This window comes from Streptomyces sp. NBC_00388, assembly GCF_036061255.1.
GTDB lineage: Bacteria > Actinomycetota > Actinomycetes > Streptomycetales > Streptomycetaceae > Streptomyces.
In genome coordinates this window covers 4,244,916-4,271,513 of sequence record NZ_CP107948.1, presented here as the reverse complement: position 1 = coordinate 4,271,513, position 26,598 = coordinate 4,244,916, and the positions used below count along the sequence as shown (strand labels likewise).

The 26,598-nt window shown below is 70.4% G+C and carries 21 protein-coding genes and 1 pseudogene; 10 read left to right on the top strand and 12 right to left on the bottom strand.

The window, feature by feature from the left end:
* Positions 1-105: 105 nt before the first annotated feature.
* The 4 genes from OG917_RS19160 to OG917_RS19145 all read right to left on the bottom strand — a co-directional run bounded on the left by OG917_RS19160 (position 106) and on the right by OG917_RS19145 (position 4,742).
* The gene (locus tag OG917_RS19160; protein WP_328318830.1) at positions 106-675 is read right to left on the bottom strand and encodes a small secreted protein; all 570 of its coding nucleotides are present in this window, start codon (positions 673-675) and stop codon (positions 106-108) included.
* 288 nt (positions 676-963) lie between these two features.
* Positions 964-3,366: a sodium-translocating pyrophosphatase gene (locus OG917_RS19155; protein WP_328318829.1), complete on the bottom strand. Its 2,403-nt coding sequence runs from the start codon at positions 3,364-3,366 to the stop codon at positions 964-966.
* A 473-nt stretch (positions 3,367-3,839) separates the two neighbouring features.
* Positions 3,840-4,304 carry an ATP-binding protein gene (locus OG917_RS19150; RefSeq protein WP_328318828.1) on the bottom strand — a complete coding sequence of 155 codons (465 nt, stop codon included), beginning with the start codon at positions 4,302-4,304 and terminating at the stop codon, positions 3,840-3,842.
* An 84-nt stretch (positions 4,305-4,388) separates the two neighbouring features.
* Entirely contained in the window at positions 4,389-4,742 is a 354-nt protein-coding gene (locus tag OG917_RS19145; RefSeq protein WP_328318827.1) for an STAS domain-containing protein, read from the bottom strand.
* A gap of 80 nt (positions 4,743-4,822) precedes the next feature.
* Here OG917_RS19145 and OG917_RS19140 point away from each other — a divergent pair, with 80 nt between their 5' ends.
* On the top strand, positions 4,823-7,483 hold the full coding sequence (locus tag OG917_RS19140; protein WP_328318826.1) for a DEAD/DEAH box helicase: 2,661 nt from the start codon (positions 4,823-4,825) through the stop codon (positions 7,481-7,483).
* A gap of 157 nt (positions 7,484-7,640) precedes the next feature.
* On the opposite strand, the pseudogene OG917_RS19135 reads toward OG917_RS19140, so the two are convergent.
* From OG917_RS19135 to ssd, 7 genes and pseudogenes are all read right to left on the bottom strand, one after another.
* Positions 7,641-7,856: pseudogene (locus OG917_RS19135) on the bottom strand (Rv3654c family TadE-like protein); the annotation flags it as partial.
* A gap of 62 nt (positions 7,857-7,918) precedes the next feature.
* Positions 7,919-8,425: a TadE family type IV pilus minor pilin gene (locus tag OG917_RS19130; protein WP_328318825.1), complete on the bottom strand. Its 507-nt coding sequence runs from the start codon at positions 8,423-8,425 to the stop codon at positions 7,919-7,921.
* Positions 8,412-8,579, bottom strand: coding sequence for a DUF4244 domain-containing protein (locus tag OG917_RS19125; RefSeq protein ID WP_328322013.1), 168 nt, complete (start codon positions 8,577-8,579; stop codon positions 8,412-8,414). Before OG917_RS19125 ends, OG917_RS19130 begins: the two co-directional genes overlap by 14 nt.
* Before the next feature lie 297 nt (positions 8,580-8,876).
* Entirely contained in the window at positions 8,877-9,680 is an 804-nt protein-coding gene (locus OG917_RS19120; RefSeq protein ID WP_328318824.1) for a type II secretion system F family protein, read from the bottom strand.
* Positions 9,677-10,522, bottom strand: coding sequence for a type II secretion system F family protein (locus OG917_RS19115; protein ID WP_328318823.1), 846 nt, complete (start codon positions 10,520-10,522; stop codon positions 9,677-9,679). The genes OG917_RS19120 and OG917_RS19115 overlap by 4 nt, the downstream gene beginning before the upstream one ends.
* Complete coding sequence (locus OG917_RS19110) at positions 10,519-11,709, bottom strand: TadA family conjugal transfer-associated ATPase (RefSeq protein ID WP_328318822.1); 1,191 nt, start codon at positions 11,707-11,709, stop codon at positions 10,519-10,521. The genes OG917_RS19115 and OG917_RS19110 overlap by 4 nt, the downstream gene beginning before the upstream one ends.
* Positions 11,706-12,809 (bottom strand): septum site-determining protein Ssd, encoded by a 1,104-nt coding sequence (ssd, locus tag OG917_RS19105; protein ID WP_328318821.1) that lies wholly within the window; start codon positions 12,807-12,809, stop codon positions 11,706-11,708. Before ssd ends, OG917_RS19110 begins: the two co-directional genes overlap by 4 nt.
* Positions 12,810-13,306: 497 nt before the next feature.
* On the opposite strand from ssd, the gene OG917_RS19100 reads away from it, so the two are divergent.
* On the top strand, positions 13,307-14,152 hold the full coding sequence (locus OG917_RS19100) for an HAD family hydrolase (protein WP_328318820.1): 846 nt from the start codon (positions 13,307-13,309) through the stop codon (positions 14,150-14,152).
* A gap of 366 nt (positions 14,153-14,518) precedes the next feature.
* Here OG917_RS19100 and OG917_RS19095 read toward each other — a convergent pair whose 3' ends face one another.
* Positions 14,519-15,379, bottom strand: a complete 861-nt coding sequence (locus OG917_RS19095; RefSeq protein WP_328318819.1) for an oxidoreductase — start codon at positions 15,377-15,379, stop codon at positions 14,519-14,521.
* Between the two features lie 102 nt (positions 15,380-15,481).
* Here OG917_RS19095 and OG917_RS19090 point away from each other — a divergent pair, with 102 nt between their 5' ends.
* The 8 genes from OG917_RS19090 (at position 15,482) to OG917_RS19055 (ending at position 26,527) form a co-directional block, all read left to right on the top strand.
* Positions 15,482-16,471 (top strand): ATP-binding protein, encoded by a 990-nt coding sequence (locus tag OG917_RS19090; protein WP_328318818.1) that lies wholly within the window; start codon positions 15,482-15,484, stop codon positions 16,469-16,471.
* A 620-nt stretch (positions 16,472-17,091) separates the two neighbouring features.
* Entirely contained in the window at positions 17,092-19,686 is a 2,595-nt protein-coding gene (locus OG917_RS19085; RefSeq protein WP_328318817.1) for a SulP family inorganic anion transporter, read from the top strand.
* A 164-nt stretch (positions 19,687-19,850) separates the two neighbouring features.
* A complete protein-coding gene (locus tag OG917_RS19080; RefSeq protein ID WP_443059091.1) occupies positions 19,851-20,255 on the top strand; it encodes a rodlin in 405 nt (134 codons plus the stop codon).
* Between the two features lie 517 nt (positions 20,256-20,772).
* On the top strand, positions 20,773-22,737 hold the full coding sequence (gene acs, locus OG917_RS19075; protein ID WP_328318815.1) for an acetate--CoA ligase: 1,965 nt from the start codon (positions 20,773-20,775) through the stop codon (positions 22,735-22,737).
* Positions 22,738-23,234: 497 nt separating this feature from the next.
* Positions 23,235-24,599, top strand: a complete 1,365-nt coding sequence (gene nhaA / locus OG917_RS19070) for a Na+/H+ antiporter NhaA (RefSeq protein ID WP_328322011.1) — start codon at positions 23,235-23,237, stop codon at positions 24,597-24,599.
* Positions 24,600-24,712: 113 nt separating this feature from the next.
* On the top strand, positions 24,713-25,231 hold the full coding sequence (locus OG917_RS19065; protein ID WP_328318814.1) for a phage holin family protein: 519 nt from the start codon (positions 24,713-24,715) through the stop codon (positions 25,229-25,231).
* On the top strand, positions 25,228-26,154 hold the full coding sequence (locus OG917_RS19060) for an alpha/beta fold hydrolase (RefSeq protein WP_328318813.1): 927 nt from the start codon (positions 25,228-25,230) through the stop codon (positions 26,152-26,154). The genes OG917_RS19065 and OG917_RS19060 overlap by 4 nt, the downstream gene beginning before the upstream one ends.
* Before the next feature lie 193 nt (positions 26,155-26,347).
* On the top strand, positions 26,348-26,527 hold the full coding sequence (locus OG917_RS19055) for a hypothetical protein (RefSeq protein ID WP_328318812.1): 180 nt from the start codon (positions 26,348-26,350) through the stop codon (positions 26,525-26,527).
* Positions 26,528-26,598: the final 71 nt, after the last annotated feature.

Here is a 26,598-nt window from a genome sequence, read left to right as displayed (position 1 = left end):
GGAAACCGCCGACGACTCGCCACCCGACAGCAGTCGGGGGCAGGTCATCGGCGGTCACCGGCCGGGCGCCCGGGCGGTCCGTCGGCGGCGGTCCGTGCCGCTGCGCTACGCCTTGGAGGGCGCGACCGTGGGAGACGGCGAGGACGTCGCCACCTTGCACGCGTCCTGGCTGAGGAGCGCCTTGCCCGTCTCGCCCGAGAAGAGCTTCTTGTAGGCGGTCTCGTTGATCTTCTTCATGTTCTCGCCGATGCTCTTGAGCCCGTCCGAGAACTTCTGCTGGTCCTTGACGTCCAGCGCGTCGACCTGCTTCTTCAGGCCGGCGTACGCCTTCGAGTTGGTGTTCAGCTCGCTGATGGCGTCCTGCTGGATCTTCTTCCCGTCGTCAACGGGCGGCGGTCCGGCCTTCTTGAGATCGGCGGCGATCGCGGCGTCGGCCGTGGACAGATCCTGGAACGCGGCCGAGTCCGCCTTCTGGATGTCCGCGGGCTTGCCGTCCGCCGCTACAGCGGTGATCTGCTGGTTGGCCTTGTTGATCTTCTTCAGCTGGGGCCCGATGTCGCCGCAGAGCGACTTGGCCCAGTCGTTCGTCTTGTTGCTGCTGTTGTCGCTGCAGCCCGACAACGCGAGTACCAGTACCGCACCGCCGGACAGTGCGGCAGCAAGCTTCTTGTTCACCGGATTGGTCCCTTCCAAGGCTCTCGGCCCCGGAACATACACGCCAAGTGGGCGACATTCGCGTGTCGTGCGCCCGTTTTTACCCGTATTGAAGCCATTTGCACCAAGACGCGGCCGGAGAGACAAGGCTCACGGGCGCAGAACCGCGCGGCGGGGCGCGGAGAAGGGCGGACAGGCCGTCAGTGCGGCCTGCACGCCCTCCGTCTGACAGGGCCTCACCCGGGCGGGCCGACCTGATGGCGCGTTACCGGCGCATGATCAGGACGGCAGGACGGGGCCCGGCGGGGCCTAGGTGACGGCGGCCGGGCCCGCTCCTCCACCGGCCTCACCCGCCCCTCCACCGGCCTCCTCGCCGCCCACGGAGATGCCTCGCCGTTTCGACACGTACACGGCGACGGCGATGACCGCGATGGCGACCGCCGCCACCACGGCCCGGACGGGGGCGCTGGCGTCGTCGCCGTAACCGAACCTCACCACCGCGGGCGCGATCAGCAGCGCCACCAGGTTCATCACCTTGAGCAGCGGATTGATCGCCGGACCCGCCGTGTCCTTGAACGGGTCGCCGACGGTGTCACCGATGACGGTCGCCGCGTGGGCGTCGCTGCCCTTGCCGCCGTGGTGGCCGTCCTCGACGAGCTTCTTCGCGTTGTCCCAGGCGCCACCGGAGTTGGCCAGGAACACAGCCATCAGGGTGCCGGACCCGATCGCGCCCGCCAGGAACGAGCCGAGCGCCCCCACCCCGAGCGTGAAGCCCACCGCGATGGGCGCCATCACCGCGAGCAGCCCCGGCGTCGTCAGCTCGCGCAGGGCGTCCTTGGTGCAGATGTCGACCACGCGGCCGTACTCGGGTTTCTCCGTGTAGTCCATGATCCCGGGGTGCTCGCGGAACTGCCGCCTGACCTCGTGGACCACCGATCCCGCCGACCGGGAGACAGCGTTCACCGCGAGCCCGGAGAAGAGGAAGACGACCGCTGCGCCGAACATCAGGCCCACCAGGTTGTTGGGCTGCGAGATGTCCATACTCAGCCCGAGCCCGCCCGCCTTGGCGTGTACGTCGTCGACGGCCGTGGCCAGCGCGTCGCGGTACGAGCCGAAGAGGGCCGATGCCGCGAGTACCGCCGTCGCGATGGCGATGCCCTTGGTGATGGCCTTGGTGGTGTTGCCGACCGCGTCCAGGTCGGTGAGCACCTGGGCGCCGGCGCCCTCGACGTCGCCGGACATCTCCGCGATGCCCTGCGCGTTGTCGGAGACCGGGCCGAAGGTGTCCATGGCGACGATGACGCCGACAGTGGTGAGGAGTCCGGTCCCCGCGAGCGCCACCGCGAAGAGGGCGAGCATGATCGAAGTGCCCCCGAGCAGGAACGCCCCGTACACGGCGAGCCCGATGAGCAGCGCGGTGTAGACGGCCGATTCGAGCCCGATGGCTACGCCCGCGAGCACCACGGTCGCGGCGCCGGTGAGGGAGGATTTGGCGATGTCCCTGACCGGACGGCGGCTGGTCTCGGTGAAGTACCCGGTCAGCTGCTGAATCAGGGCGGCCAGGACGATGCCGATGGCGACGGCCACCAGGGCGAGCAGCCTCGGATCACCGTCGTGCGCCCTGACGGCCGCGTCGGTGACGCCGTCCAGGCCGGCGTACGACCCTGGCAGATAGCTGTAGACCGCCACGGCCACCAGGACCAGGGAGATCACCGCGGAGATGAAGAATCCGCGGTTGATGGCGGACATTCCGCTGCGGTCGGAGCGCCGCGGGACGACCGCGAAGATGCCGATCATCGCCGTGACCACACCGATCGCCGGAACGATCAGAGGGAAGGCGAGCCCGAAATTCCCGAAGGCGGCCTTGCCCAGGATCAGGGCCGCCACGAGCGTGACGGCGTAGGACTCGAAGAGGTCGGCCGCCATGCCTGCGCAGTCGCCGACGTTGTCGCCCACGTTGTCCGCGATGGTCGCCGCGTTGCGCGGGTCGTCCTCCGGGATCCCCTGCTCCACCTTGCCGACCAGGTCGGCGCCGACATCGGCTGCCTTGGTGAAGATACCGCCGCCGACCCTCATGAACATCGCGATCAGCGCTGCGCCAAGCCCGAAGCCCTCCAGGACCTTGGGGGCATCGGCCGCGTACACGAGGACGACACAGGAAGCACCGAGCAGGCCGAGGCCCACCGTGAACATGCCGACCACACCGCCCGTGCGGAATGCGATCTTCATCGCCCTGTGCGAAACAGTGGTGAGATCCTTTTCCGGCTCGCCCGCACCGGGAGTCGCTTCCCGGGCCGCTGCCGCCACGCGCACATTCGCTCTCACGGCGAGCCGCATGCCGACGTAACCGGTGGTCGCCGAGAAGAACGCGCCGACCAGGAAGAAGACGGAACGCCCGGCGCGCTGGGACCAGTCATCGGCCGGGAGCAGGAAGAGCAGGAAGAACACGACAACGGCGAAGGCGCCGAGTGTGCGCAACTGCCGGCCCAGGTAGGCATTCGCGCCTTCCTGCACGGCTGCCGCGATCTGCTTCATGGAGTCGGTGCCCTCGCCGGCCGCCAGCACCTGACGTACCAGCAGCTGGGCCACGAGCAGGGCCGCCAGCGCCACCACGGCGATGACGATCACGATGATCCGGTTGCCGTCGGTCAGGGCCGCGGCCGCGAGGTATGTGGAGTGTTCGGACTGCTGTGGGTCGAAGATCCCCGCCATTCGTCCTCCTTGACGCTCAAAGCTCAAGATGTGGACGGATTGTAGGGAGCGGATCCTGATCAAAACAGGGCACGGTAAACGGAATTGCGCCTCACATAAATAAACCTGCCCGAGGCGCACAAAGGGCCAGTAATGGGGCAGATGCATTCCATAGGCCGCGCGATGCGTGACGCAATACGGATCAAGGTTCCGGAAAAACAAAAAAGCCCTGCTCAGCAAGGCCAAGGGCGCCGGGGAGCAGAACCGGGGATCGGTGATCAGGGGGAGATCAAGGTGGGCCGGGCCCTGGTGCCCAGCAGACTGGGACGAGAAGCCCGCCGAGGAGACCACACCCCGCCGGCAGAGACCACAGGCAGCAGGTCACCGGTCGGCAGTCGGCAGTCAGCAGTCAGCAGTCAGCAGTCAGCAGTCAGCAGTCAGCAGTCAGCGAAGGGTCCACGGCTGGGGGCACCCGGCCGCGGAAGGGATCTCGCTCACGGCAGTGCTGTTGCCGTCGCCGTCGGCCATGTCATACGGATGACTCCACCGGACTCGCCGGAGGTGACCTCCACATCGTCCACGAGGCCACTGATGACCGCGAGGCCCATCTCGTCCTCACCGTCAGCAGAAGCATCGAGCGCCGGATCGGCGCCTCCCACGGCCGGAGCGCCGGGCGCCCCGGAATCCGCGGAAGCCGCACCACCGGTACTGGGCACCTCGTCCCCGACCTCGATGGAGAAAGACTTCTCCTCCTCGATCAGGACGACGCGGACGGGGGCCACAATGCCGTTGCCACGGTGGAGACCCACCGCACGGGAACACGCCTCGCCGACCGCGAGTCTCACTTCGTCCAGCACAGCCTCATCCACCCCGGCCCTGCGTGCCACGGCGGCCGCCACCAGGCGGGCCGTCCTCACATGTTCGGGCTGGGCGCTGAAACGGAGTTCAACGGTGGCCATGCGATCCCCCTCAGACGTACGGGCGTGCTTCTCGGGGGGACCGGGCTGGAAGCCCGGTACCCCTGCGTTCTTCCTCCGGAGCCGTCAGTCCGTTGCCGCGACGGCGTCATCGACCGTGGTGTGGATCGGGAACACCTTGGTCAGACCGGTGATACGGAAGATCTTGAGAATGCGCTCCTGGTTGCAGACCAGGCGCAGCGAGCCCTCATGGGCACGCACACGCTTCAGGCCGCCTACGAGCACGCCGAGTCCGGTGGAGTCGAGGAAGTCCACGCCCTCCATGTCGACGACCAGGTGATAACTGCCGTCGTTCACCAACTCGACCAACTGCTCGCGCAGCTTGGGCGCGGTATATACATCAATCTCGCCACCGACCTCGACGACCGTACGGTCGCCACCAGGCCCGGACACATTGCGAGTCGACAGGGACAGGTCCACGGATCCTCCAGCACCTTGCTATCGAGCGGCCGCCCCCTGTGGTCACCCCGGCGGAGCCAGGGAACGGATCGCCAGCCGCGATGGCATTCAATCACTTACCAGCAGGCATGCACGACGCCTTGAGCCCATTGTCCGTCATGCCAGTGACACACTCGGTACCGATGGCCAAGATTCACCGCTCCAGGCGACCCACCGTGGACACGGGTGCACGACCCGATCCACGGCAGATACTCGACCGTCTCTCCGCAGGGCAGAGCCGGACTTCGCGTATCACTCATACGGAGCACCTGCCCCCGCGTGCGGGTCGCCATGCCGTCTGGCCCGATCGCATCCGACCGGAAGTGATCGCGGCCATTCAGGCACGCGGCATCGAACATCCATGGGCCCATCAGGCCACAGCTGCCGAACACGCGCTCGACGGCGAATCTGTGATCATCGCCACGGGCACCGCTTCGGGAAAGTCGCTCGCGTACCTCGCGCCGGTGCTCTCGGCACTCCTCGACGGGTCCGAGGCGCCCAACGGGCGGGGCGCCACCGCCCTCTACCTCGCCCCCACCAAGGCCCTCGCCGCCGACCAGCGACGGTCCTTCCGAGAGCTCGCCGCGCCTCTCGGCCACGGCATCAGACCGGCCGTGTACGACGGGGACACACCCGTCGAAGAGCGTGAATGGGTACGTCAGTTCGCCAACTACGTCCTCACCAATCCGGACATGCTGCACCGCGGGATCCTGCCCTCCCATCCGCGCTGGGCCTCATTCCTGCGCGCTCTGAAGTACGTGGTCATCGACGAGTGCCACACCTACCGAGGCGTCTTCGGCTCGCACGTGGCCCAGGTGGTGCGCAGGCTGCGCCGCCTCTGCGCCCGCTACGGCTCCGACCCCGTCTTCCTTCTCGCGTCGGCCACTGCTGCGGAGCCTGCCGTGACCGCGGGCCGCCTCACCGGCCTCCCCGTGCACGAGGTGGCCGACGACGCCTCGCCCCGAGGCGAGCTGGTCTTCGCCCTCTGGGAGCCGCCGCTCACCGAACTCCATGGCGAGCAGGGCGCCCCGGTACGCCGAACCGCCACTGCCGAGACCGCCGACCTCCTCACCGACCTGACCGTGCAGGGTGTCCGCTCGGTCGCCTTCGTACGGTCCCGGCGCGGCGCGGAGCTGATCTCCGTCATCGCCCAGGAACGCCTCGCCGAGGTCGACCGCTCGCTGGTCCCCAGGGTCGCCGCCTACCGGGGCGGGTATCTCCCCGAGGAGCGGCGCGCCATCGAAGCCGCCCTGCACTCCGGCGAGCTGCTCGGCCTCGCTGCCACCACCGCCCTGGAGCTCGGCATCGACGTGTCGGGGCTGGACGCCGTCGTCATCGCCGGCTACCCCGGCACCCGGGCATCCCTCTGGCAGCAGGCCGGCCGTGCCGGCCGCTCGGGTGGCGGCGCGCTCGCTGTCCTGGTGGCCCGTGACGATCCGCTGGACACCTACCTCGTCCATCACCCCGAGGCCCTCTTCCAGCAGCCGGTGGAATCCACCGTCCTGGACCCGGACAACCCGTATGTCCTCGCCCCCCATCTGTGCGCGGCCGCGGCGGAACTGCCGCTCACGGCATCCGATCTGGAACTCTTCGGTCCGGCGGCCGCCGGGCTCATGCCGCAGCTGGAGGCCGCGAAACTGCTGCGCCGGCGCGGGAAGTCCTGGTACTGGACCAGACGGGAGCGGGCCGCCGACCTGACCGATATCCGCGGCGAGGGCGGTCGCCCCGTCCAGATCGTCGAGGCAGGGACCGGCCGCCTGCTCGGCACCGTCGATGAAGCCTCCTCCCACACCACCGTTCACGACGGCGCCGTCCACCTCCACCAGGGCCGCACCTATGTGGTGAAGCACCTGGATCTGGAGGATTCCGCCGCCCTCGTCGAGGAGGCCTCGCCCCCGTACTCGACCACCGCGCGGGACACCACCGCCATCTCCGTCCTGGAGACCGACACGGAGATCCCGTGGGGCACCGGCCGGCTCTGCTACGGGTCCGTCGAGGTCACCAACCAGGTCGTCTCCTTCCTCCGCCGCAGGCTCATCACCGGCGAGGTGCTCGGCGAGTCGAAACTCGACCTGCCGCCCCGCACCCTGCGTACCCGAGCCGTGTGGTGGACGGTCACCGAGGACCAGCTCGATGCCGCACGGGTCAACCCGGAACAACTGGCGGGCGCCCTGCACGCCGCGGAACACGCCTCGATCGGCATGCTGCCGCTCTTCGCCACCTGCGACCGCTGGGACATCGGAGGCGTCTCCATCCCGTTGCACCCGGACACCCTGCTGCCGACGGTCTTCGTGTACGACGGCCACCCCGGCGGGGCCGGCTTCGCCGAACGGGCCTTCCACACGGCCCGTGAATGGCTCACTGCGACCCGGGAAGCCATCGCCTCCTGCGAGTGCGAAGCGGGCTGCCCCTCCTGTATCCAGTCCCCGAAATGCGGGAACGGCAACGACCCGCTCCACAAACGGGGCGCCGTGCGCCTCCTCACGGAACTCCTCCGTGAGGCTCCTGCCACCGATTCGCCCGAACGGGGGAATCACGCGGGAACAGCGGACCTCCCGAAGTCGTCAGAAGCACTGGGCCGTCCGGACGCAGCGAAGACATCCGGGACGAGGACGGAGACAGAGCCAGAGACGGGGGCGGAGCCAGATACTGGGGCGGGGCCAGAGACGGGGCCGGGGCCGGAGACAGGGCCAGGGGCTGGGACTGGTACTCATCCCGCGTGAGACCACCCGGCGGCAGACCGTCCGGCAGGAAAGCACCCGGCGGGGAAGACGATGCCGTCCGGCCTTGGGCGCCACCGCCGTGAGCCGCCTCATCCGGCGGGCCGGCCCGGGCTCTGACCTGCGGCGTATACGGGCCGAACTTCGCCTCGGCCGTCACATCGGCGACCTCCCCCCTCACCGCGCACCGCACCAACCGGGCGCCCTGGGCACCGGCGACTCCTGCCGCTGCTGCGCACGCCGTGTCCTGCCCCTCCAGAGCACGGCCCGCGGCGGCCAGGGCAGCCAGATCGGCCACACCGCCCGCGCGGTGCCGGGCCGCCACGCCTTGTCCCATCGCGAGCAGGGCCGCGAAGACCACACAGAGGGAGGCCATCGCCATGGCCACCCACACCGTCGCCGAACCGCGGTCGTGCGGTAGTTGCCTCACCCGCCCCCTCATGTCCCCACCGCCGCGCGATCGGGTCGTGCCGGCGTTTCCTGCTCCGCCGTACCGGCGCCGCCCGTGCCGCTCACCTCGTCCTCGGCGAGCGCCGCCGCTTCTGCCCTGAGTGTCAGCGCGAGGGGGCCGGGACCCGGCGTCGGCGCCTCCACCCGCACCCGCCACAACTCCCCTGCCCGACGGAGCGTGATGCGTGCGCCGGGCGGGGCTGCCGACCGCGCGGCGGAGACCGCAGCGCCCCGCGGCTCCGACCTGGCGGCCGCCCGCGCCCCGGCGCGCGCCGCGTCGACACACTGAATCTGGGCGGCGGCCGTGGTCAGAGCCCAGACCAGCGCCATAGTGAAGAGCACCAGCGCCGGAATCGCCACCGCCGCCTCGGCTGAGACCGAACCCCGGTCGGGCGGCCCCGCCCCCCAGCGGGTCGGCCTCGTACGCGTAGACCGGCCCCGGCCCCCGCCCTGCCCGCTGACGGCCGGGCCCTCTCCCGCATCAGAACTGCGCATGGAGCGCCTTCTCCACCACAGATTGCAGCGCTGCGGCAACAGGCCCGCTGGTGACCACCTTGTAGAGCACCGCCGCGAAGGCACACGCCGCGATCGTGCCCATCGCGTACTCGGATGTGGACATCCCCGCGTCCTTGCCCGACTCGTACCTCAGCAGATGCCACCGCCCCCGCGCCCACCTCCGTACCTCCGGGCCGTACGGCCAAGTCGCCGCTCCGGACCCGCCCGGCCCGTTCAGCAGATTCCGTACGTTCTTCATCTCAACCCCCGTGCTTTCCCGTGCTGTTCGTGCGACCGGTGCAGTCGTCCGGTTCGCTCCTCTAGTCACGCTGCTTTTCGCGTGATCAGGCCCATTCCCTCCGGTTCAGCCCGTTTGCTCAGGCCTGTCGTGCCGTTGGCGGCGATGTTCCGGTCATGGCCCGCGCAGGCCGCCGAGTTCGTCAGCTCCCTTTCAGCGCGCCTGCAAGAGGCGGGTCGCCAGGCCGATCACCACGGGCACCACGCCGACTGCCAGGAATGCCGGCAGGAAGCAGAGGCCGACCGGGCCGGTGATCAGCACGCCTGCCCGGCTCGCTCTGTCCGTGGCGGCCCTGGCCCGCTCGGCCCGGAGACCAGCCGCAAGCCGGGCGACGTTGTCGGCAGCGGGGGCCCCGGTCGCCGAGGCGCGCTCCAGACAGCGGGCCAGGGACGCCGCGCCCGGTATCGAACCGAACCGCCCCCACGCTTCGGCTGGTTCACTGCCGAGGCGCAGCTCCGCGGCTACCCGGGCCAGGACGTCACCGACCGGCCCTCGCAGTGATTCCCCGACCGCCTCGGCCGCTTCGCGGGGCCCCGCACCTGCCGCGATGCACGCGGACAGCAGCTCGGCGGCGAGCGGCAGTTCACGTGTGGAGTCCTTTGCCAGCGCCTCATCGGTCCCGGCCGACGAACGTGTGCGCTGCCATCGCCTGACCCCGTATCCGGCGGCAAGGCCCAGTGCACAGCCGGCCCATCCACCGACCAGGACGGAGCCGGTGGCCACTGCGGCCACTGGGGCGCCCCACCGGGCCGCCCACACCCGGAACTCCGGCCGCCGGGCCGTTTCCGGCACCACGTCCAGCAGGGAGGCGGCCCGCTTGCGCGAGAGCCGTTCATGACGCCGTCCCATCCGGGCAAGACCCAGCCGGGCCGCCACCGCCACGACGCACAGCACCACCCCCAGCCTGTGGACAACCTCGGCCGTCCAGACGCCTCCGCCTCCCGCTCCCCCGGTCATGCGTCCTCCCCGGCCCGCACGATCCGCCCGGCCCAGAAGAACCCCGCCCCCTCCAGCGCCCCGCCCGCGAGGAGACAGCACAGCCCTGCCGGAGTGTGCAGCAACGTCCACAGCGGATCGGCCCCGAGCGCCGTGCCCAGCAGCAGGCCGCCCGCGGGGAGCAATGCGAGGATCAGCACCGTCGCCCGCGCGCCGGCCAGTTCCGCCCTGAGACCGGCCCGCTGGTCACGCTCGGCGCGCAGGGAACCCTCCAGTCCTTCGAGTCCGGCCGCGAGTCCGGCGCCGCCGTCCACCGACACGCGCCAGCACGCGGCCGCACCGAGCAGACCCCCGGCCCCCGGTTCCTGTGCCGCGCGCCGCAACGCCTCCGGCACATCCCCGCCGAACCGTGCCGCCGCCCGCACCGCGGCCTCTGCCGTCCCCAGGGCCCCCGAGCCGCGGCCGGCGGCCAGCAGCGCCTCCCCGGGCTGCTTTCCGGCCCGCAGCTCGGCGGCCACCGCCCCACAGAGCACGATCACCGCGTCGGTACGCGCCAGCCGGTCCCGGGACGCAGCCACGGCCCGCAACCGCCGGCCCACCAGAGGCACCGCCACCGCCCCCATCAGAAGTGGCAGCACCGATCCCCCCAGCACCGCGACGGCGCCTGCCGCCGCCAGGCAGAGCCACTCCGGACGCAGCCGGTCACGCGCCCGCTCACGGAGCGAACCACCCCACGCGAATACGCTGTCCCCCGCAGCGCCCGTGAAGAGCACCCGCCCCCTGCGCAGCGCCCTCTCCCGCACCGCCAGCATCCACAGGGCCGTACCGGCACAGAGCGCGGCCGTGAGGACCAGGGCCGTCATGACAGGGCCCCGATCATGGCCCGCAACCGGGGCCACCCCCGCTCCTCGGTGAAGCCGTCGGCGCCCCAGCGCAGTGCGGGGACGGTCCTCACCAGACCTGTCGCCTCCCGCTCCAGGACATGCACCTCGGCGACCTTGCGCTGCCCGCTCCGCTCCCGTACGAGATGGACCACGACCGCGAGGGCCGCTGCCAGCTGGCTGTGCAGGGCCGCGCGGTCGAGCCCGGCGGCCGTCCCCAGTGCCTCAAGGCGGGCCGGGACATCGGATGCGGCATTCGCGTGGAGAGTCCCGCACCCGCCTTCGTGTCCGGTGTTCAGCGCGGCCAGCAGCTCGGTGACCTCAGCTCCGCGAACCTCACCCACCACCAGCCGGTCCGGCCTCATGCGCAGGGCCTGGCGCACCAGGTCCCGCAGGCTCACGCGGCCCGCGCCCTCCTGATTCGGGGGCCGCGACTCCAGCCGCACCACATGCGGGTGCTCGGGGCGCAGTTCCGACGAGTCCTCGGCCAGCACAATGCGCTCAGCGGCTCCCACCAGCCCCAGCAGGGACGAGAGCAGCGTGGTCTTGCCCGAGCCGGTCCCACCACTGACCAGAAAGGACAGCCGCGCGTCGACCAGCGCCCGCAGCACGGGACCACCGCCCGGCGGGACTGTCCCCGCCGCCACCAGCTCTTCCAGCGAGAAGGCCTTCGGCCGCACCACCCGCAGCGAGAGGCACGTCGATCCGACGGCTACCGGTTCGAGCACCGCGTGCATGCGTGTCCCGTCCGGCAGGCGTGCGTCCACCCAGGGCCTTGCGTCGTCCAGCCTGCGCCCGGCCACCGCCGCCAGCCGCTGTGCCAGCCTGCGGACAGCTGCCGCGTCGGGGAAGACCACGTCGGTCAGTTCGAGACCGGTTCCGCGGTCCACCCACACCCGGTCGGGTGCGGCGACCAGCACATCGGTCACCGCGGGATCGGCGAGCAGGGCGTCGAGCCGCCCCGAGCCCACAAGTTCGGACCGCAGCTCCTCGGCGTGCCCCAGCACCTCGGCGTCCCCCAGCAGCCGCCCCTGGGCGCGCAGCGCCGCTGCCACCCGCGCCGGAGTGGGCTCGGCCCCGCTCTCCGCGAGCCGCTGCCGCACGGCATCCAGCAGTGGCGGCACACCGGTCGATGACGACGGCTCGGCGGATGTGACGGCCGTGTTCACGAGACACCTCGCCCGGACTGCGCCTGCGCCCAGAACGCCGTGCAGAACCTGGCCAGCGGTCCCCGTACGCGACCGCCCGGCGGAGCACCGCCGCTCTGCGCCGCGAGCAGCCCTTCCTCGGAGGGCAGTTCACCCGCAAGGGGCAGCTCCAGTGCCTGAGCGACCCACTCCGCGCCCAGACCCGGCGCGTAAGGGCCGCGGACCACCGCCCGCAGGTCCTGGAGGACCATGCCGACCGTGGAGGCCACCCTGGCGGCGGCTGCGACCGCCCGGAGCTCGCCCGGTACGACAAGGAGCCCGAGATCCAGCTGGGCCAGCGCCTCGGCGACGCCCTCGTCGACCCGCCGGGGCAGATCCACGACGACCACCCCGCCGCCCCTGCGGGCAGCCGCCAGGACGGACCGCATCGCCTCCGGTGCGATCACCACCGCATCGGTCCGGTCCCAGCTGAGGACGCGGAGCCCGTGCAGCTCGGGCAGGGATTCCTGCAGCGCGTTTCCCGCGACCCGCCCTTTGGAACGGGCGAAATCCGGCCAGCGTCTGCCCGGTGCCTGTTCGCCGCCGAGCAGCACGTCGAGCCCGCCGCCCAGTGGGTCACCGTCGATGAGCACGGTGCGCTCTCCGGCCCGGGCGGCGGTCACCGCCAGCGCGCACGCCAGCGTGGATGCCCCCGCACCGCCCCGGCCGCCGATCACCCCTACGGTCAGCGCTTGGTCGGCTTCCCCTTCGGCCACATCCGCGATCCGCTCGACGAGCCAGCTCTCGGCGTCCGGGAGCCGCAGCACGTACTCGGCTCCGATCTCGACGGCCCGCCGCCAGACATCGGGGTCGTCCTGATCCCTTCCCACGAGATACACACCGGGCCTGCGGGTGCTCCCCCGTACCCGGGCGGCAGCGTCGTCCCCGACGAGGATCAGGGGTGCGCCGTCCCAGCCGCCCTTGTACTCGGGCACCCCGTGATGGACCTCCGGCTCGGCGCCGGCGGCGGCGCACAGCCGCAGCAGGTCGTCCAGGAGCACGGCGTCCTCGGTGACGATCAGCGGTCCGCCCCGACGCCTCTCAGCAACGGGCAACCGGTCAGGTGTGATGGATCCAGCCACGATCCCGCCTCCCTCTGGCAGTGATTCCCTGGGTCCGCGAAGTCGCCGCGAACGGCCGCTGACTTCGCGTTGGGAATCACCGTGGAGGGATCCGGGAAATTAAGTGGATCTTGCTCAAAAACTGTGGACAACTCACCGGTTGTGAATATCTTCCCCGCTCTTATCGGTGACTTCCGGAGAGGAGCGCAACGACTACGGAGCGTCACGCGTATCAACAGGTGAGGACCAGCAGCGCCGCCCGGAAGGAGAGTGGGACGGATGAGCGCAGAGGCGTCAACGACGCGGGGGAGTGCCCGAAAACGTGTCCGGACATGCGACGACCCCAGCCGGGGGGGAGAGCTGGGGTCGTCCCCACGTCCGACTCGGGGGGGGAGGAGCCGGACGGGGATAACACGGTCGCGAACGATCCGTGACTTCCATGGTGTACCCGAGAGCCTTCTCAGGCAAACCCACGCGCCGCCGCGTAAGCCGAATGGCGGGCACCTATGCTCTGAGTCGTGGAAAACCACTCGTCACCCCGTACCGCCGCCTTCTTTGACCTCGACAAGACAGTCATCGCCAAGTCGTCGACGCTGACCTTCAGCAAGTCCTTCTATCAAGGCGGCCTGATCAACCGCCGCGCCGTGCTGCGCACCGCGTACGCCCAGTTCGTATTTCTGGCGGGTGGGGCGGACCACGACCAGATGGAGCGCATGCGCGAGTACCTCTCCGCGCTCTGCAAGGGCTGGAACGTCCGGCAGGTGAAGCAGATCGTCGCCGAGACCCTGCACGACCTGATCGACCCGATCATCTACGACGAGGCCGCTTCCCTCATCGAGGAGCACCACACCGCCGGGCGCGATGTAGTGATCGTCTCCACCTCGGGCGCCGAGGTGGTCGAGCCCATCGGCGAGCTCCTGGGCGCCGACCGGGTCGTCGCGACCCGCATGGTGGTGGGCGCCGACGGGTGCTTCACGGGCGAGGTGGAGTACTACGCCTACGGCCCCACCAAGGCGGAGGCAGTGAAGGAGCTCGCCGCCTCCGAGGGGTACGACCTGGCGCGCTGCTACGCGTACAGCGACTCCGTGACCGACATCCCCATGCTGGAGTCGGTCGGCCACCCTCACGCGGTGAATCCTGACCGGGCCCTGCGCCGTGAAGCAGGCGTCCGCGACTGGCCGGTTCTCGTCTTCAACCGGCCGGTTCGACTGAAGAAGCGACTGCCCGCCCTGCGCATGCCACCGCGGCCCGCACTGGTCGCCGCTGCCGCCGTCGGTGCGGCGGCGGCGACGGCCGGTCTCGTCTGGTACGTACACAGGGGTGGCCGGAGCACCCCCAAGGGTGGGGTATTTGTCCAAATTTAAGGCTCGCGGCAAATAACCGGAACAAGGGGTTCCCCTCGCCCCGCCGGCAGGAGTACAAAGGAATCACCGGCCCGCGAGACCAAGGACATCCGAGAGGACGACCTGAAACCGCACAAGGCCCCACGGACCGCGCACGGAAACTGAGTACCCACGCGACGTCGACCCGTCGATTACGGGCCAGCCGCACCAGGCAACCGGGCGAAGCTCCCGGCCTGATGGGCACTATTCGAGGACGCTTGGTAACCCGGTGGACGTGCCAGCGGCGGTACCTCTCGGTACCGCCGCATTCACTTGCCCCGGACCGGGCTCCCGCGCAAACGCCGACAGCCACCTGAACCCGGCCGGCCCGACCCGCGCCGCAGGACTCTAGGCCGCCCCGCGCTGGAGCGCCTCACACACGGCTGTCGATTCCCGCACACCCAGCTCGATGGCGCGGCCGCAGTGCACGATCCAGGCCGCCATCCCCTCCGGGGTCCCCGAGACGTAGCCGTCCAGGGCCGCCACGTAGGCCGCGCGTCCCAGCTCAGCGTGGCCGACCTCGGCAGGGCAGATCGACTTGGGATCAAGGCCACTGTTGATCAGCACGACGCGCTCGGCAGCCCGTGCGACCAGGCCGTTGCAGGAAGTGAAAGGGCGCAGTGCGAGCAGCTCTCCGTGCACCACGGCGGCCGTCACCAGCGCCGGGGCCGCGCTCCCCGCGATGACCAGCTGCGAAAGACCCTCAAGCCTGGCGGACACCTCATCGGCCCCCGGCAGCGGGAGTTCGATCAGCGGCTCGTCGGCCTTCTCGCCCGCCAGCCGGGGCCTGCCGACCGTGTCACCGGAGTCCGCGGCCGCCACCAGATGCAACCGGGCCAGCACGCGCAGCGGCGACTGCCGCCAGATGGACAGCAGTTGACCTGCCTCCGCGGAGAGCCGCAACGCCCCGCCGACCGTGAGCGCCTCGGCGTCGCCACCGAAATCGGTCCGCCGGCGCACCTCCTCCAGCGCCCAGTCAGCACCCGAAAGCGCGGCCGATCCGCGCGAAGCACGCAGCGCCGCCTCACCCGTGACCTCGTTGCTGCGCCGCCGCATCACCCGGTGCCCGTAGACCCGGTCGACGGCTTTGCGTACGGAGTCGACAGCGGCGCCGACACCCGGCAGCCGGCTCAGCGCGGCAAGAGGATCTGAGTGATCTGGAGGGGTCACCGGGGCTCCGGCGGCCGCCTTCCGGGAGAACGCAGTCATAAGAGGCGAGGCTACGCGCCCATAGCAGCCACCCCACCTTGGAGTGGTCTTCTTCACTCACGGCGCGTACGCACCGCGTTCACACCACTACCCTTGGTGAACATGAAGATCGCTTTCGTAGGGAAGGGCGGCAGCGGCAAGACCACGCTGTCCTCTCTCTTCATCCGCCACCTGACCGCCAACGAGGCCCCCGTCCTCGCCGTGGACGCCGACATCAACCAGCACCTCGGTGCCGCGCTCGGCCTCCATGACGTGGAGACCGCCGCCCTGCCGGCGATGGGCGCGAACCTGCCGTTGATCAAGGAGTATCTGCGCGGCTCGAACCCACGGATCTCCTCCGCCGAGACAATGATCAAGACCACTCCACCGGGCGCCGGTTCCCGGCTGCTCCGGGTCCGCGAGGACAACCCGGTGTACGACGCCTGCGCCCGACCCGTCGCACTGGACGACGGCGAGATCCGGCTGATGGCGACAGGGCCTTTCACCGAATCGGATCTCGGTGTGGCTTGCTACCACTCCAAGGTCGGCGCGGTCGAGCTCTGCCTGAACCATCTGGTCGACGGCCCCGAGGAGTTCGTCGTCGTCGACATGACGGCCGGTTCGGACTCCTTCGCCTCAGGGATGTTCACCCGCTTCGACCTGACGTTCCTGGTGGCCGAGCCGACCCGTAAAGGCGTCTCCGTCTACCGCCAGTACAAGGAGTACGCACGGGACTTCGGCGTCGCCCTGAAGGTCGTCGGCAACAAGGTGCGCGACACGGACGACCTGGAGTTCCTGCGTGCCGAGGTCGGTGACGACCTGCTCGTCACCGTCGGGCACTCCGACTGGGTCCGCGCGATGGAGAAGGGCCGGCCGCCGCGCTTCGAGCTGCTGGAAGCGGAGAACAGGCTCGCGCTCCAGTCCCTCCAGGACGCCGCGGAGGACAGCTACGCACACCGCGACTGGGAGCGCTACACGCGTCAGATGGTGCACTTCCACCTGAAGAACGCGGAGAGCTGGGGCAACGCGAGGACGGGGGCCGATCTGGCGTCCCAGGTCGATCCCGCTTTTGTCCTCAGCGAGCGGTACGCAGAGGTCAGCCCCGCTTCTTGACGCGCACTCCGGGAGCGCCCGGAGACGACCGGGGGAGGGTCGGGGCGGGAGGGGCCCGGGCGGGGGGGGCGGGACGGGAGGGGCCGGGGCGGGCGGACAGCTCCCGCCGGCCCCTCCACCGGTGTTCCCTCGCCCCTGGACCCCACCGGCTCCGGCCCTCCCTCCGAGACGTGGCACCTCAGGGTCCGACCCTCCCGAGACGCGAGCCTTGAGGCACGCCCCCCCTGAGGCACGACACCTCAAGGCGCGCCCCCTCTCGCCTCACCCCCGTCGCGATTCGACGGCACCCCACGATTGCCGGCCGCCCCTCCAGCAACCTCAACCGTGAGCTCCGCCAGGGCGCACACCTCCTCCGCCCCGGCCTGCCTGGCCCCGCCCGGATCCGTCCAGCCTCCTCCAGCCCGGCATCCATTCGATCTATTCGAACTGACATACGTATCTGCCTAATCATCACCGCATTGAGTGAATCGTTAGGTCATTTGTCGCTAATGTCTATTCTTGGACTTTACTCTGGATTACGATCTATTTACTGAGAGTTGATGATCCCGCCGCTGCACGCCGTGTCCCACGGCCGCTTCCCCTTTGTTCCGCGTCTGCGCTGCCCTGGAGGAGACGGGAAAATGCCTGCTTGCATCCCCACCCGAACCCAGAACGTTCCTTCCGACTCCTCACCCCCCAACCGGGGGCGGCCCTCGCACGGGCCGCCCCCGCGGGGCCGTCGCCGCTTCCGGATTCCGGGCGCCGACCTGTCCGCCTCGATCACGGTCTTCCTGATCGCGGTCCCCATGTCCCTGGGGCTCGCTGTCGCCATCGGCGCCCCCCTCGAAGCCGGACTGCTCGCAGCGGCCGTCGGAGGCATCGTCGCCGGACTGCTCGGCGGGTCCGCTCTCCAGGTCAGCGGCCCCTCAGCCGGGCTGACCGTGGTGACGGCCGGGCTCATCCAGGACTACGGATGGCGCACCACCTGCGCCATCACCGTCGGGGCGGGCCTGCTCCAGTTGCTCCTGGGCTCGCTGAGGGCCGCCCGCAGTGCGCTCGCCGTCTCGCCTGCCATCGTGCACGGCACCCTCGCCGGCATCGGGGTCGCCATCGCGCTCGCCCAGCTCCATATCGTGCTCGGCGGCACACCACAGAGCTCAGCCGTCGCCAACGCCCTCGCGCTGCCCGGGCAATTCGGGCGAGTGGCCCCCGCGGCGCCGCTGATCGGCCTGCTCACCATCGCCGTCCTGGTGCTGTGGCCCAGGATCCCCGGACGTACGGGGCGGGCGCTGCGCAGGATCCCCGCTGCGCTCGCCTCGGTCGCGGCAGCCACCGCGTTGGCCGCCGTCGCCGCCCCGGGGATCGCCCGTGTCGAGCTCCCCTCCTGGAGTGCGCACGCCCTGCCCGAACTGCCGCACGGCCCGGTGCTCGGGCTGCTCGGCGCCGTGTTCACCGTGATGCTGGTGGCGAGTCTGGAGTCACTGTTGTCAGCGGTGGCCGTGGACAAACTGACCGCAGACCGCCCCGGCGCCACGGGGCGACGCGCCGACCTCGACCGGGAACTGCGCGGCCAGGGAGTCGCCAATACGGTCTCCGGGCTGCTCGGCGGCCTGCCGGTGTCCGGTGGAGCGGTGCGCGGCACGGCGAACGTCAGAGCAGGGGCCACCAGCCGCGCCTCCACCGTGCTGCACGGCGTGTGGATGCTGCTCGCCGCAGGCCTGCTGGTCGGCGTCCTTGAGTGGATGCCACTCGCCGCGCTGGCCGCGCTCGTGATGGTCGTCGGCCTCCAGATGGTGAACTACGCGCACATCCGCAACGTCCACAAGCACCGCGAGTTCCTGGCCTACGGGGCAACCGTCGCCGGCGTGGTGGGCTTCGGAGTACTGGAGGGGGTGGCGGTCGGCATCGCGGTCGCGGTCGGAGTGGCCCTCCACCGGCTGGCCCGTACCCGGATCACCCTCCACGAGGACGACGGCGTGCACCTGCTGCGCGCACGCGGGCAGTTGACCTTCCTGGCAGTGCCCCGCCTGAGCCGGACGCTCGGCCAGATCCCGTCGGGGGCGGACGCGGTGGTGGAGCTGGACGGCTCGTTCATGGATCACGCGGCGTACGAGACGCTGCAGCACTGGCAGGAGGCTCATGTCGTCCAGGGCGGCACGGTCGATGTGACCGGCCGGGGCGGCAGCCGGATAGCCGAGCCCGCGACCGCCACGCACACCTGCTGCCGCCCCTGGACGCCTTGGCGCAACCACCACTGTGAGGACCGGGCGCTCGACTCGGGGAGCCCTGAAAGCCCGTCCCCCGTGGCCGGGCCACCCGAGCCCGGCTCCGGTGCCACGCCTCCCGGTGCCACGCCTCCCGGTGCGGCGTCCCGCTCGGCGACACCCCCTGCCACTGAACATCGAGCCACCACGCCGGAGAAGACGATGTCCGACATCACCACCCCCCATGCCCCCGCGCCCCGTTCGACCTCGCCCCAGAGCGGGCCGTCGGCCGCCACGCCCCAGCGGCCTGGGAGCCGTCAACTGGCCAGTGGCCTGAGTTCGTTCCAGCGTGACACCGCTCCGCTGGTGCGGGACGAACTCGCCCGGCTTGCCAGGGAAGGCCAGCAGCCTTCCCAGCTCTTCCTCACCTGTGCCGATTCCCGTCTGGTGACGAGCATGATCACGTCGAGCGGCCCCGGTGATCTGTTCACCGTGCGGAACGTGGGCAATTTCGTACCGCTGCCAGGGGCAGAGGCTTCCGACGACTCGGTGGCCGCGGCGATCGAGTACGCGGTCGACATCCTGCGGGTCGAGTCGATCACCGTCTGCGGACACTCCGGCTGCGGGGCCATGACTGCCCTTCTCAGCGACGCCGACGGTGCGGCCACCCCCGCCACCGTGCCGGACGCCACCCCCACAGCCGTAGGCACCAGCACCAGCACCACGGCGAACACCCCGCTGAAGCGCTGGTTGCGGCACGGGCAGCCCAGTCTGGACCGGATGCGGAGTCGCCGGCACTCCTGGGCCCGGATCTCCGGGCGCATGCCCGCCGATGAGGTGGAGCAGCTCTGTCTGACCAATGTGATTCAACAGCTGGAGCACTTGCGGGCGCACGAGTCAGTGGCGCGCCGGCTCGCAGACGGCTCACTGGAGCTGCATGGCATGTACTTCCACGTCGGCGAGGCTCAGGCGTATCTGCTCACCGACGCTCTTGAGCAGGACGGGGTCTTCGCCCAGGTGGCTCCCGCCTGACCGTTTCGTCTCCCTGCGGGGCCCCGGTGAATGCGTGTTCGGGAATGCGTGTTCGGCAACTCGACCGTCCGACACTCCAGCGATCAGGTGAATTGCGCCGGATGTACGGGATCGGTGGTTCTACTGATTCCCGACTCTGTCCAAAAATCATGCACTGGAGTGACATGCGCGTCCGTATCGCCCTCACTGCTCTCGGCCTTGCCACCGCAGCCATCGCCGGCACCGCCGGAAGCGCAGCCGCCATCGGCCACGACCACGGCACGACTTCTCTCTCCGGCAATGGCGCAGAGCAGGCCTTCGGCAACTCGTCGACCAACGGGAACATGAGCCCGCAGCTGACCCTGGTCCAGGGCTCCCTGAACAAGCTGTGCGCCGGCGTGCCCGTCAAGGCCAACGTGGGCTCCCTCGTCGGCCTCGTGCCGATCGCGGTCCAGGACGTCCCCGTCCTGTCCTCCCCGCAGAACCAGCAGTGCACCGAGAACTCCACCCAGGCCAAGGGCGACGAGCCGCTCTCCCACCTCATCGACAACATCCCGGTGCTCTCCGGCAACGGCGTCGGCAACGGCTGACATCCGGGCTCATCAGCCACCCGGGCCGTCAGCCACTCGGCCCGCCCGGCACCCGGCTCACCCCGGCACTCCGCCCGGGTCCTCGGAGCTCCCAGGAGCGTCAGTTCCGCGAGGCCCCGGGGTGTCCGCCCACCGCAAGGCAGCCTGCGCCCGGAAAGCAGTCTGGCAGGTTCTCGCGCGAGGGCGGGCGGGCCGCGGGCCCTGCCTGATCTCCGGATGAGCAGGTGCGTCCGGGGCCCGCAGGCCGGGCACCGAGCAACGCCCCGGCCGGGTTCCCCGCCCGGCGGAGGCGCCTTGTGACCGCTGCGCTCCGGGTGGCAGAACGCCCCCGGCGCGGGAGGGATCCCGCGCCGGGGGCGTTCTGCTGCCCGCTCCTGCCCAGGTGAGAACCTAGGGGTCCGGTACGTAGAAGGTGGGCCCTGCCGGGTGTCAGGATTCGGCTGGGGGTTGACCCATTTCCGCGGCCGCCAGACAATCGACCAATACAGATTGGTCTATACCACCCGGGGACGATGCCATGTCGGACAGCGAACGTACCTCACTCTCCAACCTGCTCAAGGAGGAACGGCGTTTCGCGCCGCCTGCCGAGCTGGCCGCGAATGCCAACGTGAAAGCGGCCGCGTATGAGCAGGCGTCAGCGGACAGGCTGGGCTTCTGGGCCGAGCAGGCGCGGCGGCTGACCTGGGCCACCGAGCCCACCGAGACGCTCGACTGGTCGAACCCGCCGTTCGCGAAGTGGTTCGCCGACGGTGAGCTCAACGTCGCGTACAACTGCGTGGACCGGCATGTCGAGGCCGGCAACGGTGACCGCGTCGCGATCCACTTCGAGGGCGAGCCCGGCGACAGCCGGTCGATCACCTACGCGCAGCTCAAGGACGAGGTGTCGCAGGCCGCGAACGCCCTCACCGAGCTGGGTGTCGTGAAGGGCGACCGGGTCGCCGTCTACATGCCGATGATCGCCGAAGCGGTCGTGGCGATGCTCGCCTGCGCCCGGGTCGGCGCCGCGCACTCGGTGGTCTTCGGCGGCTTCTCCGCCGACGCCGTCGCCTCCCGTATCCAGGACGCGGACGCCAAGCTCGTCATCACCGCCGACGGCGGCTACCGGCGCGGCAAGCCGTCCGCGCTCAAGCCCGCGATCGACGAGGCCGTGGCGAAGTGTCCGCAGGTCGAGCACGTCCTCGTCGTGCGGCGCACCGGCCAGGACACCGCGTGGACCGAGGGCCGGGACGTGTGGTGGGACGAGTTCGTGGGGCGCCAGTCCACCGAGCACACCCCCGAGGCGTTCGGCGCCGAGCACCCGCTGTTCATCCTCTACACCTCGGGCACGACGGGGAAGCCGAAGGGCATCCTGCACACCTCGGGCGGCTACCTCACCCAGGCGGCCTACACCCACCACGCGGTCTTCGACCTCAAGCCCGAGAGCGACGTCTACTGGTGCACGGCCGACATCGGCTGGGTGACCGGGCACTCCTACATCACGTACGGGCCGCTGGCCAACGGCGCGACCCAGGTCATCTACGAGGGCACCCCGGACACCCCGCACCAGGGCCGGTTCTGGGAGATCGTCCAGAAGTACGGCGTCTCGATCCTCTACACCGCGCCGACCGCGATCCGTACCTTCATGAAGTGGGGCGACGACATCCCCGCCAAGTTCGACCTGTCGTCGCTGCGGGTCCTGGGATCGGTCGGCGAGCCGATCAACCCCGAGGCCTGGATGTGGTACCGGAAGAACATCGGCGCCGACAGGTGCCCGATCGTGGACACCTGGTGGCAGACCGAGACCGGCGCGATGATGATCGCGCCGCTGCCCGGAGTCACCGAGACCAAGCCGGGCTCCGCGCAGCGTGCGCTGCCGGGCATCGCCGCGACGGTCGTCGACGACGACGGGCGTGAAGTGCCGGACGGAGGCGGCGGCTACCTGGTCCTCACCGAGCCGTGGCCCTCGATGCTCCGCACCGTCTGGGGCGACGACCAGCGCTTCATCGACACCTACTGGTCGCGTTTCCAGGGCAAGTACTTCGCGGGCGACGGGGCGAAGAAGGACACCGACGGCGACCTCTGGCTGCTCGGCCGGGTCGACGACGTGATGCTGGTGTCCGGGCACAACATCTCGACCACCGAGGTCGAGTCCGCGCTCGTCTCGCACCCGGCCGTCGCCGAGGCGGCAGTCGTGGGCGCCGCCGACGCGACGACCGGCCAGTCGATCGTCGCCTTCGTCATCCTGCGCGGCAGCGCACAGGAGTCGGCGGACCTCTCCGCCGAACTGCGCAACCACGTCGGCACGGTCCTCGGACCGATCGCCAAGCCCAAGCGCGTCCTGCCCGTCGCCGAACTGCCCAAGACCCGCTCCGGAAAGATCATGCGACGCCTGCTGCGCGACATCGCGGAGGACCGCGAGCTGGGCGACGTCTCCACGCTGACCGACGCGTCCGTGATGGGCCTGATCCAGACGAAGCTGCCCAGCGCCTCCAGCGAGGACTGAGCCGGAGCCCCGGTTCCACCCCGGGAAACGGGGGCACCTGGCAACGGAGAACGCCGGGCGGGCTGATATGCCCGCCCGGCGTTCTGTCGGTATCGTGACGCGGAGACGATCACCGGACGCCCAGCCCCCTCCGGGCCCAACGCACGGGCCCAACGCACGGGCCCACCGCACGGAGCCGCCGCACGGCGCCCTCCTGCGGCGCCGCCTCCGCCGAAGCGCCCTTCCGGACCGCCCCCGCTCCCCGGGACACGGATGCGGCCACGGACGCGGATACCGCTACGGTGGGCATACGAAAGAGGGAAATGGGTGCGCCGGGAAGTCTGGTCGGCATGTGTTCTGTGCTGCCCACCTGACCGGAGGTCCACCTCGTGGCCGCGCCCGCCCCGAAGCCCAAGCCCCAGCCCGCGTCGCAGTCCGATCCGCAGTCCGGTCCGGAGACCGGGTCGCACCCGCAGCCACGGCCCGAGCCCGGATCGCAGCGCACTCGCGCGTCCTTCCTGGGCCGGCTCCCGCTCCCCGAACGGACCTATCTCGCGGACGCGCTGCGCACCGAGACCGTCGGCGGGCTGCTGCTCCTCGTCGCCGCCATCGTCGCCCTCGTCTGGGCGAACACCCCACTGAGCAGCAGTTACGCCACGGTCAGCCACTTCCATCTGGGCCCGGGCATCTTCGGTCTGCACCTCTCCGTTCAGCACTGGGCGGCCGACGGACTGATCGCCGTCTTCTTCTTCGTCGCGGGGATCGAGCTGAAGCGCGAGATGGTCACCGGGGAGCTGCGCGACCCCAAGGCCGCCGCACTGCCCGTCATCGCGGCGGTGTGCGGGATGGCGGTACCGGCCCTGGTCTACACACTGGTCAACGTCGTCGGCAACGGTTCGCTCGACGGCTGGGCGGTGCCCACCGCCACCGACATCGCCGTCGCACTCGCCGTCCTCGCGGTCATCGGCACCTCGCTCCCCTCCGCGCTGCGCGCCTTCCTGCTCACCCTGGCCGTCGTCGACGACCTCTTCGCCATTCTGATCATCGCGGTGTTCTTCACCAGCGACATCAACATCGCGGCGCTGGGTGGCGCGGTGGCCGGCCTGGTCGTCTTCTGGCTGCTGCTGCGCTTCGACGTGCACGGCTGGTACGTCTACGTCCCCCTCGGGCTGGTCATCTGGGGGCTGATGTACAACAGCGGCGTGCACGCCACCATCGCCGGTGTCGCCATGGGCCTGATGCTCCGCTGCACCCCCCGTGAGGGTGAGAAGCACTCCCCCGGAGAGCACATCGAGCATCTGGTCCGGCCGTTCTCCGCGGGCCTCGCCGTGCCGCTGTTCGCCCTGTTCTCCGCAGGCGTCCTGGTCTCCGGCCGGGCACTCGCCGATGTGTTCAGCAGGCCGGAGACGCTGGGTGTCGTCCTCGGCCTGGTCGTCGGCAAGGCGGTCGGCATCTTCGGCGGTACGTGGCTGACCGCCCGCTTCACCAGGGCCGAGCTCAACAAGGAACTGGCGTGGGCCGATGTACTCGCGGTGGCCTCCCTCGCCGGGATCGGGTTCACCGTCTCGCTGCTCATCGGGGAGCTCGCCTTCACCGACGACCCCTCGACGACCGCCGAGATCAAGGCGTCGGTACTGCTGGGCTCGGTGATCGCCGCCGCGCTCTCCTCCGTCCTCCTCAAGGTGCGCGACCGCCGGTACCGGGCCCTGTGCGACGAGGAGCAGCGCGACGAGGACCACGACGGCATTCCCGACGTCTACGAGGAGGACGACGCCGCGCACCATCTGCGCATGGCTGCCATCCTCGAAGGGAAGGCGGCCGAGCACCGCCGTCTCGCCGAACGGGCGGGGGCAGCAAGCGAGGACGAGGACGGTCCGGCATGATCTGAAGTCAGATCATGGCGCACGGAACGTTTGTGACGATGCCCACGACGATGCCCGCGCGGAGGACCCGTTCGCACGGACGGACGCTCGCGCAAGAGAAGAGGGATTCAGCGATGAGCCACCCCAGCAGCCCTGCCGGCACCGCCGACCGCAGTCTCGGTCAGCTGTTCGCCTCGGCTACCGCCGAGATGTCCGCACTGGTGCACGACGAAATCGCCCTGGCCAAGGCCGAGCTCCGCCAGGACGTCAAGCGGGGGGCGGTCGGCAGCGCCGCGTTCTCGGCGGCCGGGATCGTGCTCCTCTTCTCCCTGCCGATGCTCAGCTTCGCCCTCGCCTACGGCATCCGGACGTGGAGCCACTGGAACATGGCGATCTGCTTCGTCCTGTCCTTCGCCGCGAACGTACTGGTGGCCGGAATCCTCGCTCTGATCGGGACCGTCTTCCTCAAGAAGGCCAAGAAGGGCAAGGGCCCGCAGAAGGTCGTCGCCTCCGCGAAGGAGACGGCCGCCGTCATCCAGGGCGTCAAGCCGCACCCCCGTCCGGCCCTCGACAAGGCGGCCGTCCTGGTGCCTGCGGACACCGTCCCCGCGGTCACCGGCACCTCGTCGGCTGTGGGACGCTCGTCGGCATGACCGCTTCTGCCGAAATGGGCTCTGTCGTACGAATCGACGGGCCCTGGACCCACCGCGATGTCGCCGCCAACGGCGCGCGCTTCCACATCACGGAGGCGGGCGACGGCCCGCTGGTGCTGCTGCTGCACGGTTTCCCGCAGTTCTGGTGGACCTGGCGCCACCAGTTGACCGCGCTCGCCGATGCCGGGTTCCGGGCCGTCGCGATGGATCTGCGGGGCGTCGGGGGCAGCGACCGCACACCCCGCGGGTACGACCCCGCCAATCTGGCCCTCGATGTCACCGGCGTGATCCGCTCACTCGGGGAGCCGGACGCCGCGCTCGTCGGGCACGACCTGGGCGGATACCTGGCGTGGACGGCGGCCGTGATGCGGCCCAAGCTGGTGCGCAGGCTGGCGGTGTCCTCGATGCCGCACCCGCGCCGGTGGCGCTCGGCGATGCTCTCGGACTTCTCGCAGTCCCGCGCCGGCTCGTACGTCTGGGGGTTCCAGCGGCCGTGGCTGCCGGAGCGCCAGCTCGTCGCCGACGACGCCGCGCTCGTCGGTGAGCTGGTCCGCGAGTGGTCCGGGCCGGTCCGGCCGGAGGACGAGGCCGTCGAGACGTACCGGCGCGCCATGTCGATCCCGTCGACCGCGCACTGTTCCATCGAGCCGTACCGGTGGATGGTGCGGTCCCTGGCGCGGCCGGACGGCATCCAGTTCAACCGCCGGATGAAGCGCCCGGTGCGCGTGCCGACACTGCATCTGCACGGGTCACTCGACCCGGTGATGCGCACCCGCAGTGCGGCGGGGTCGGGGCAGTACGTCGAAGCGCCGTACCGCTGGAGGCTGTTCGACGGTCTGGGGCACTTCCCCCAGGAGGAGGACCCCGCGGCGTTCTCCACGGAGCTCATCAACTGGCTGCAGGATCCCGAGCCCGACCGCTGACCTCCGGGCCCGTCCGGTGGCCTCCCCGCCCCGTCCGGTGGCATGACGGTGCGCCCTTCGTACGGCCGTACGGGCCAACCCGGCGCCCGGACTGGGAACGCTTGTCCTACGAACAGCCAAATGCCTGACGCATACGCCAATTGGCTCCATGGGACGCGATTACCGACCATGAGGCACGGGCAAACACGGTGGTATGGGCTGGACGCACGACTACGGTGACGCCGCACGCAACCGCCGCTCGGCCACGGGCCTGAGCACCCACGAGAGGGGCGGATCACACGACCGGGAGGACGATCCACGTCTCGGTATTCCGCGCATCATCCGCCGCCGGGCCCGCTGGGTCTCCGCCCGGTTACGCCACCCCAGGCCGTGAGAGGCACGGGAGCAGGCCTGGCGGACGTCGTGAGCGGACCGGTGGAGCCGTCCGCCAGGGCCACCCGGGCA

What these genes read in the sequence shown, in the direction of transcription:
- OG917_RS19155 (WP_328318829.1), bottom strand. Translation starts at nt 3,366, where the DNA reads ATGGCGGGGATCTTCGACCCACAGCAGTCCGAACACTCCACATACCTC.
- OG917_RS19150 (WP_328318828.1), bottom strand. Translation starts at nt 4,304, where the DNA reads ATGGCCACCGTTGAACTCCGTTTCAGCGCCCAGCCCGAACATGTGAGG.
- OG917_RS19140 (WP_328318826.1), top strand. Translation starts at nt 4,823, where the DNA reads ATGGCATTCAATCACTTACCAGCAGGCATGCACGACGCCTTGAGCCCA.
- OG917_RS19130 (WP_328318825.1), bottom strand. Translation starts at nt 8,425, where the DNA reads ATGCGCAGTTCTGATGCGGGAGAGGGCCCGGCCGTCAGCGGGCAGGGC.
- OG917_RS19120 (WP_328318824.1), bottom strand. Translation starts at nt 9,680, where the DNA reads ATGACCGGGGGAGCGGGAGGCGGAGGCGTCTGGACGGCCGAGGTTGTC.
- OG917_RS19115 (WP_328318823.1), bottom strand. Translation starts at nt 10,522, where the DNA reads ATGACGGCCCTGGTCCTCACGGCCGCGCTCTGTGCCGGTACGGCCCTG.
- OG917_RS19095 (WP_328318819.1), bottom strand. Translation starts at nt 15,379, where the DNA reads ATGACTGCGTTCTCCCGGAAGGCGGCCGCCGGAGCCCCGGTGACCCCT.
- OG917_RS19090 (WP_328318818.1), top strand. Translation starts at nt 15,482, where the DNA reads ATGAAGATCGCTTTCGTAGGGAAGGGCGGCAGCGGCAAGACCACGCTG.
- OG917_RS19085 (WP_328318817.1), top strand. Translation starts at nt 17,092, where the DNA reads ATGCCTGCTTGCATCCCCACCCGAACCCAGAACGTTCCTTCCGACTCC.
- OG917_RS19080 (WP_443059091.1), top strand. Translation starts at nt 19,851, where the DNA reads ATGCGCGTCCGTATCGCCCTCACTGCTCTCGGCCTTGCCACCGCAGCC.
- acs (WP_328318815.1), top strand. Translation starts at nt 20,773, where the DNA reads ATGTCGGACAGCGAACGTACCTCACTCTCCAACCTGCTCAAGGAGGAA.
- OG917_RS19065 (WP_328318814.1), top strand. Translation starts at nt 24,713, where the DNA reads ATGAGCCACCCCAGCAGCCCTGCCGGCACCGCCGACCGCAGTCTCGGT.
- OG917_RS19060 (WP_328318813.1), top strand. Translation starts at nt 25,228, where the DNA reads ATGACCGCTTCTGCCGAAATGGGCTCTGTCGTACGAATCGACGGGCCC.
- OG917_RS19055 (WP_328318812.1), top strand. Translation starts at nt 26,348, where the DNA reads ATGGGCTGGACGCACGACTACGGTGACGCCGCACGCAACCGCCGCTCG.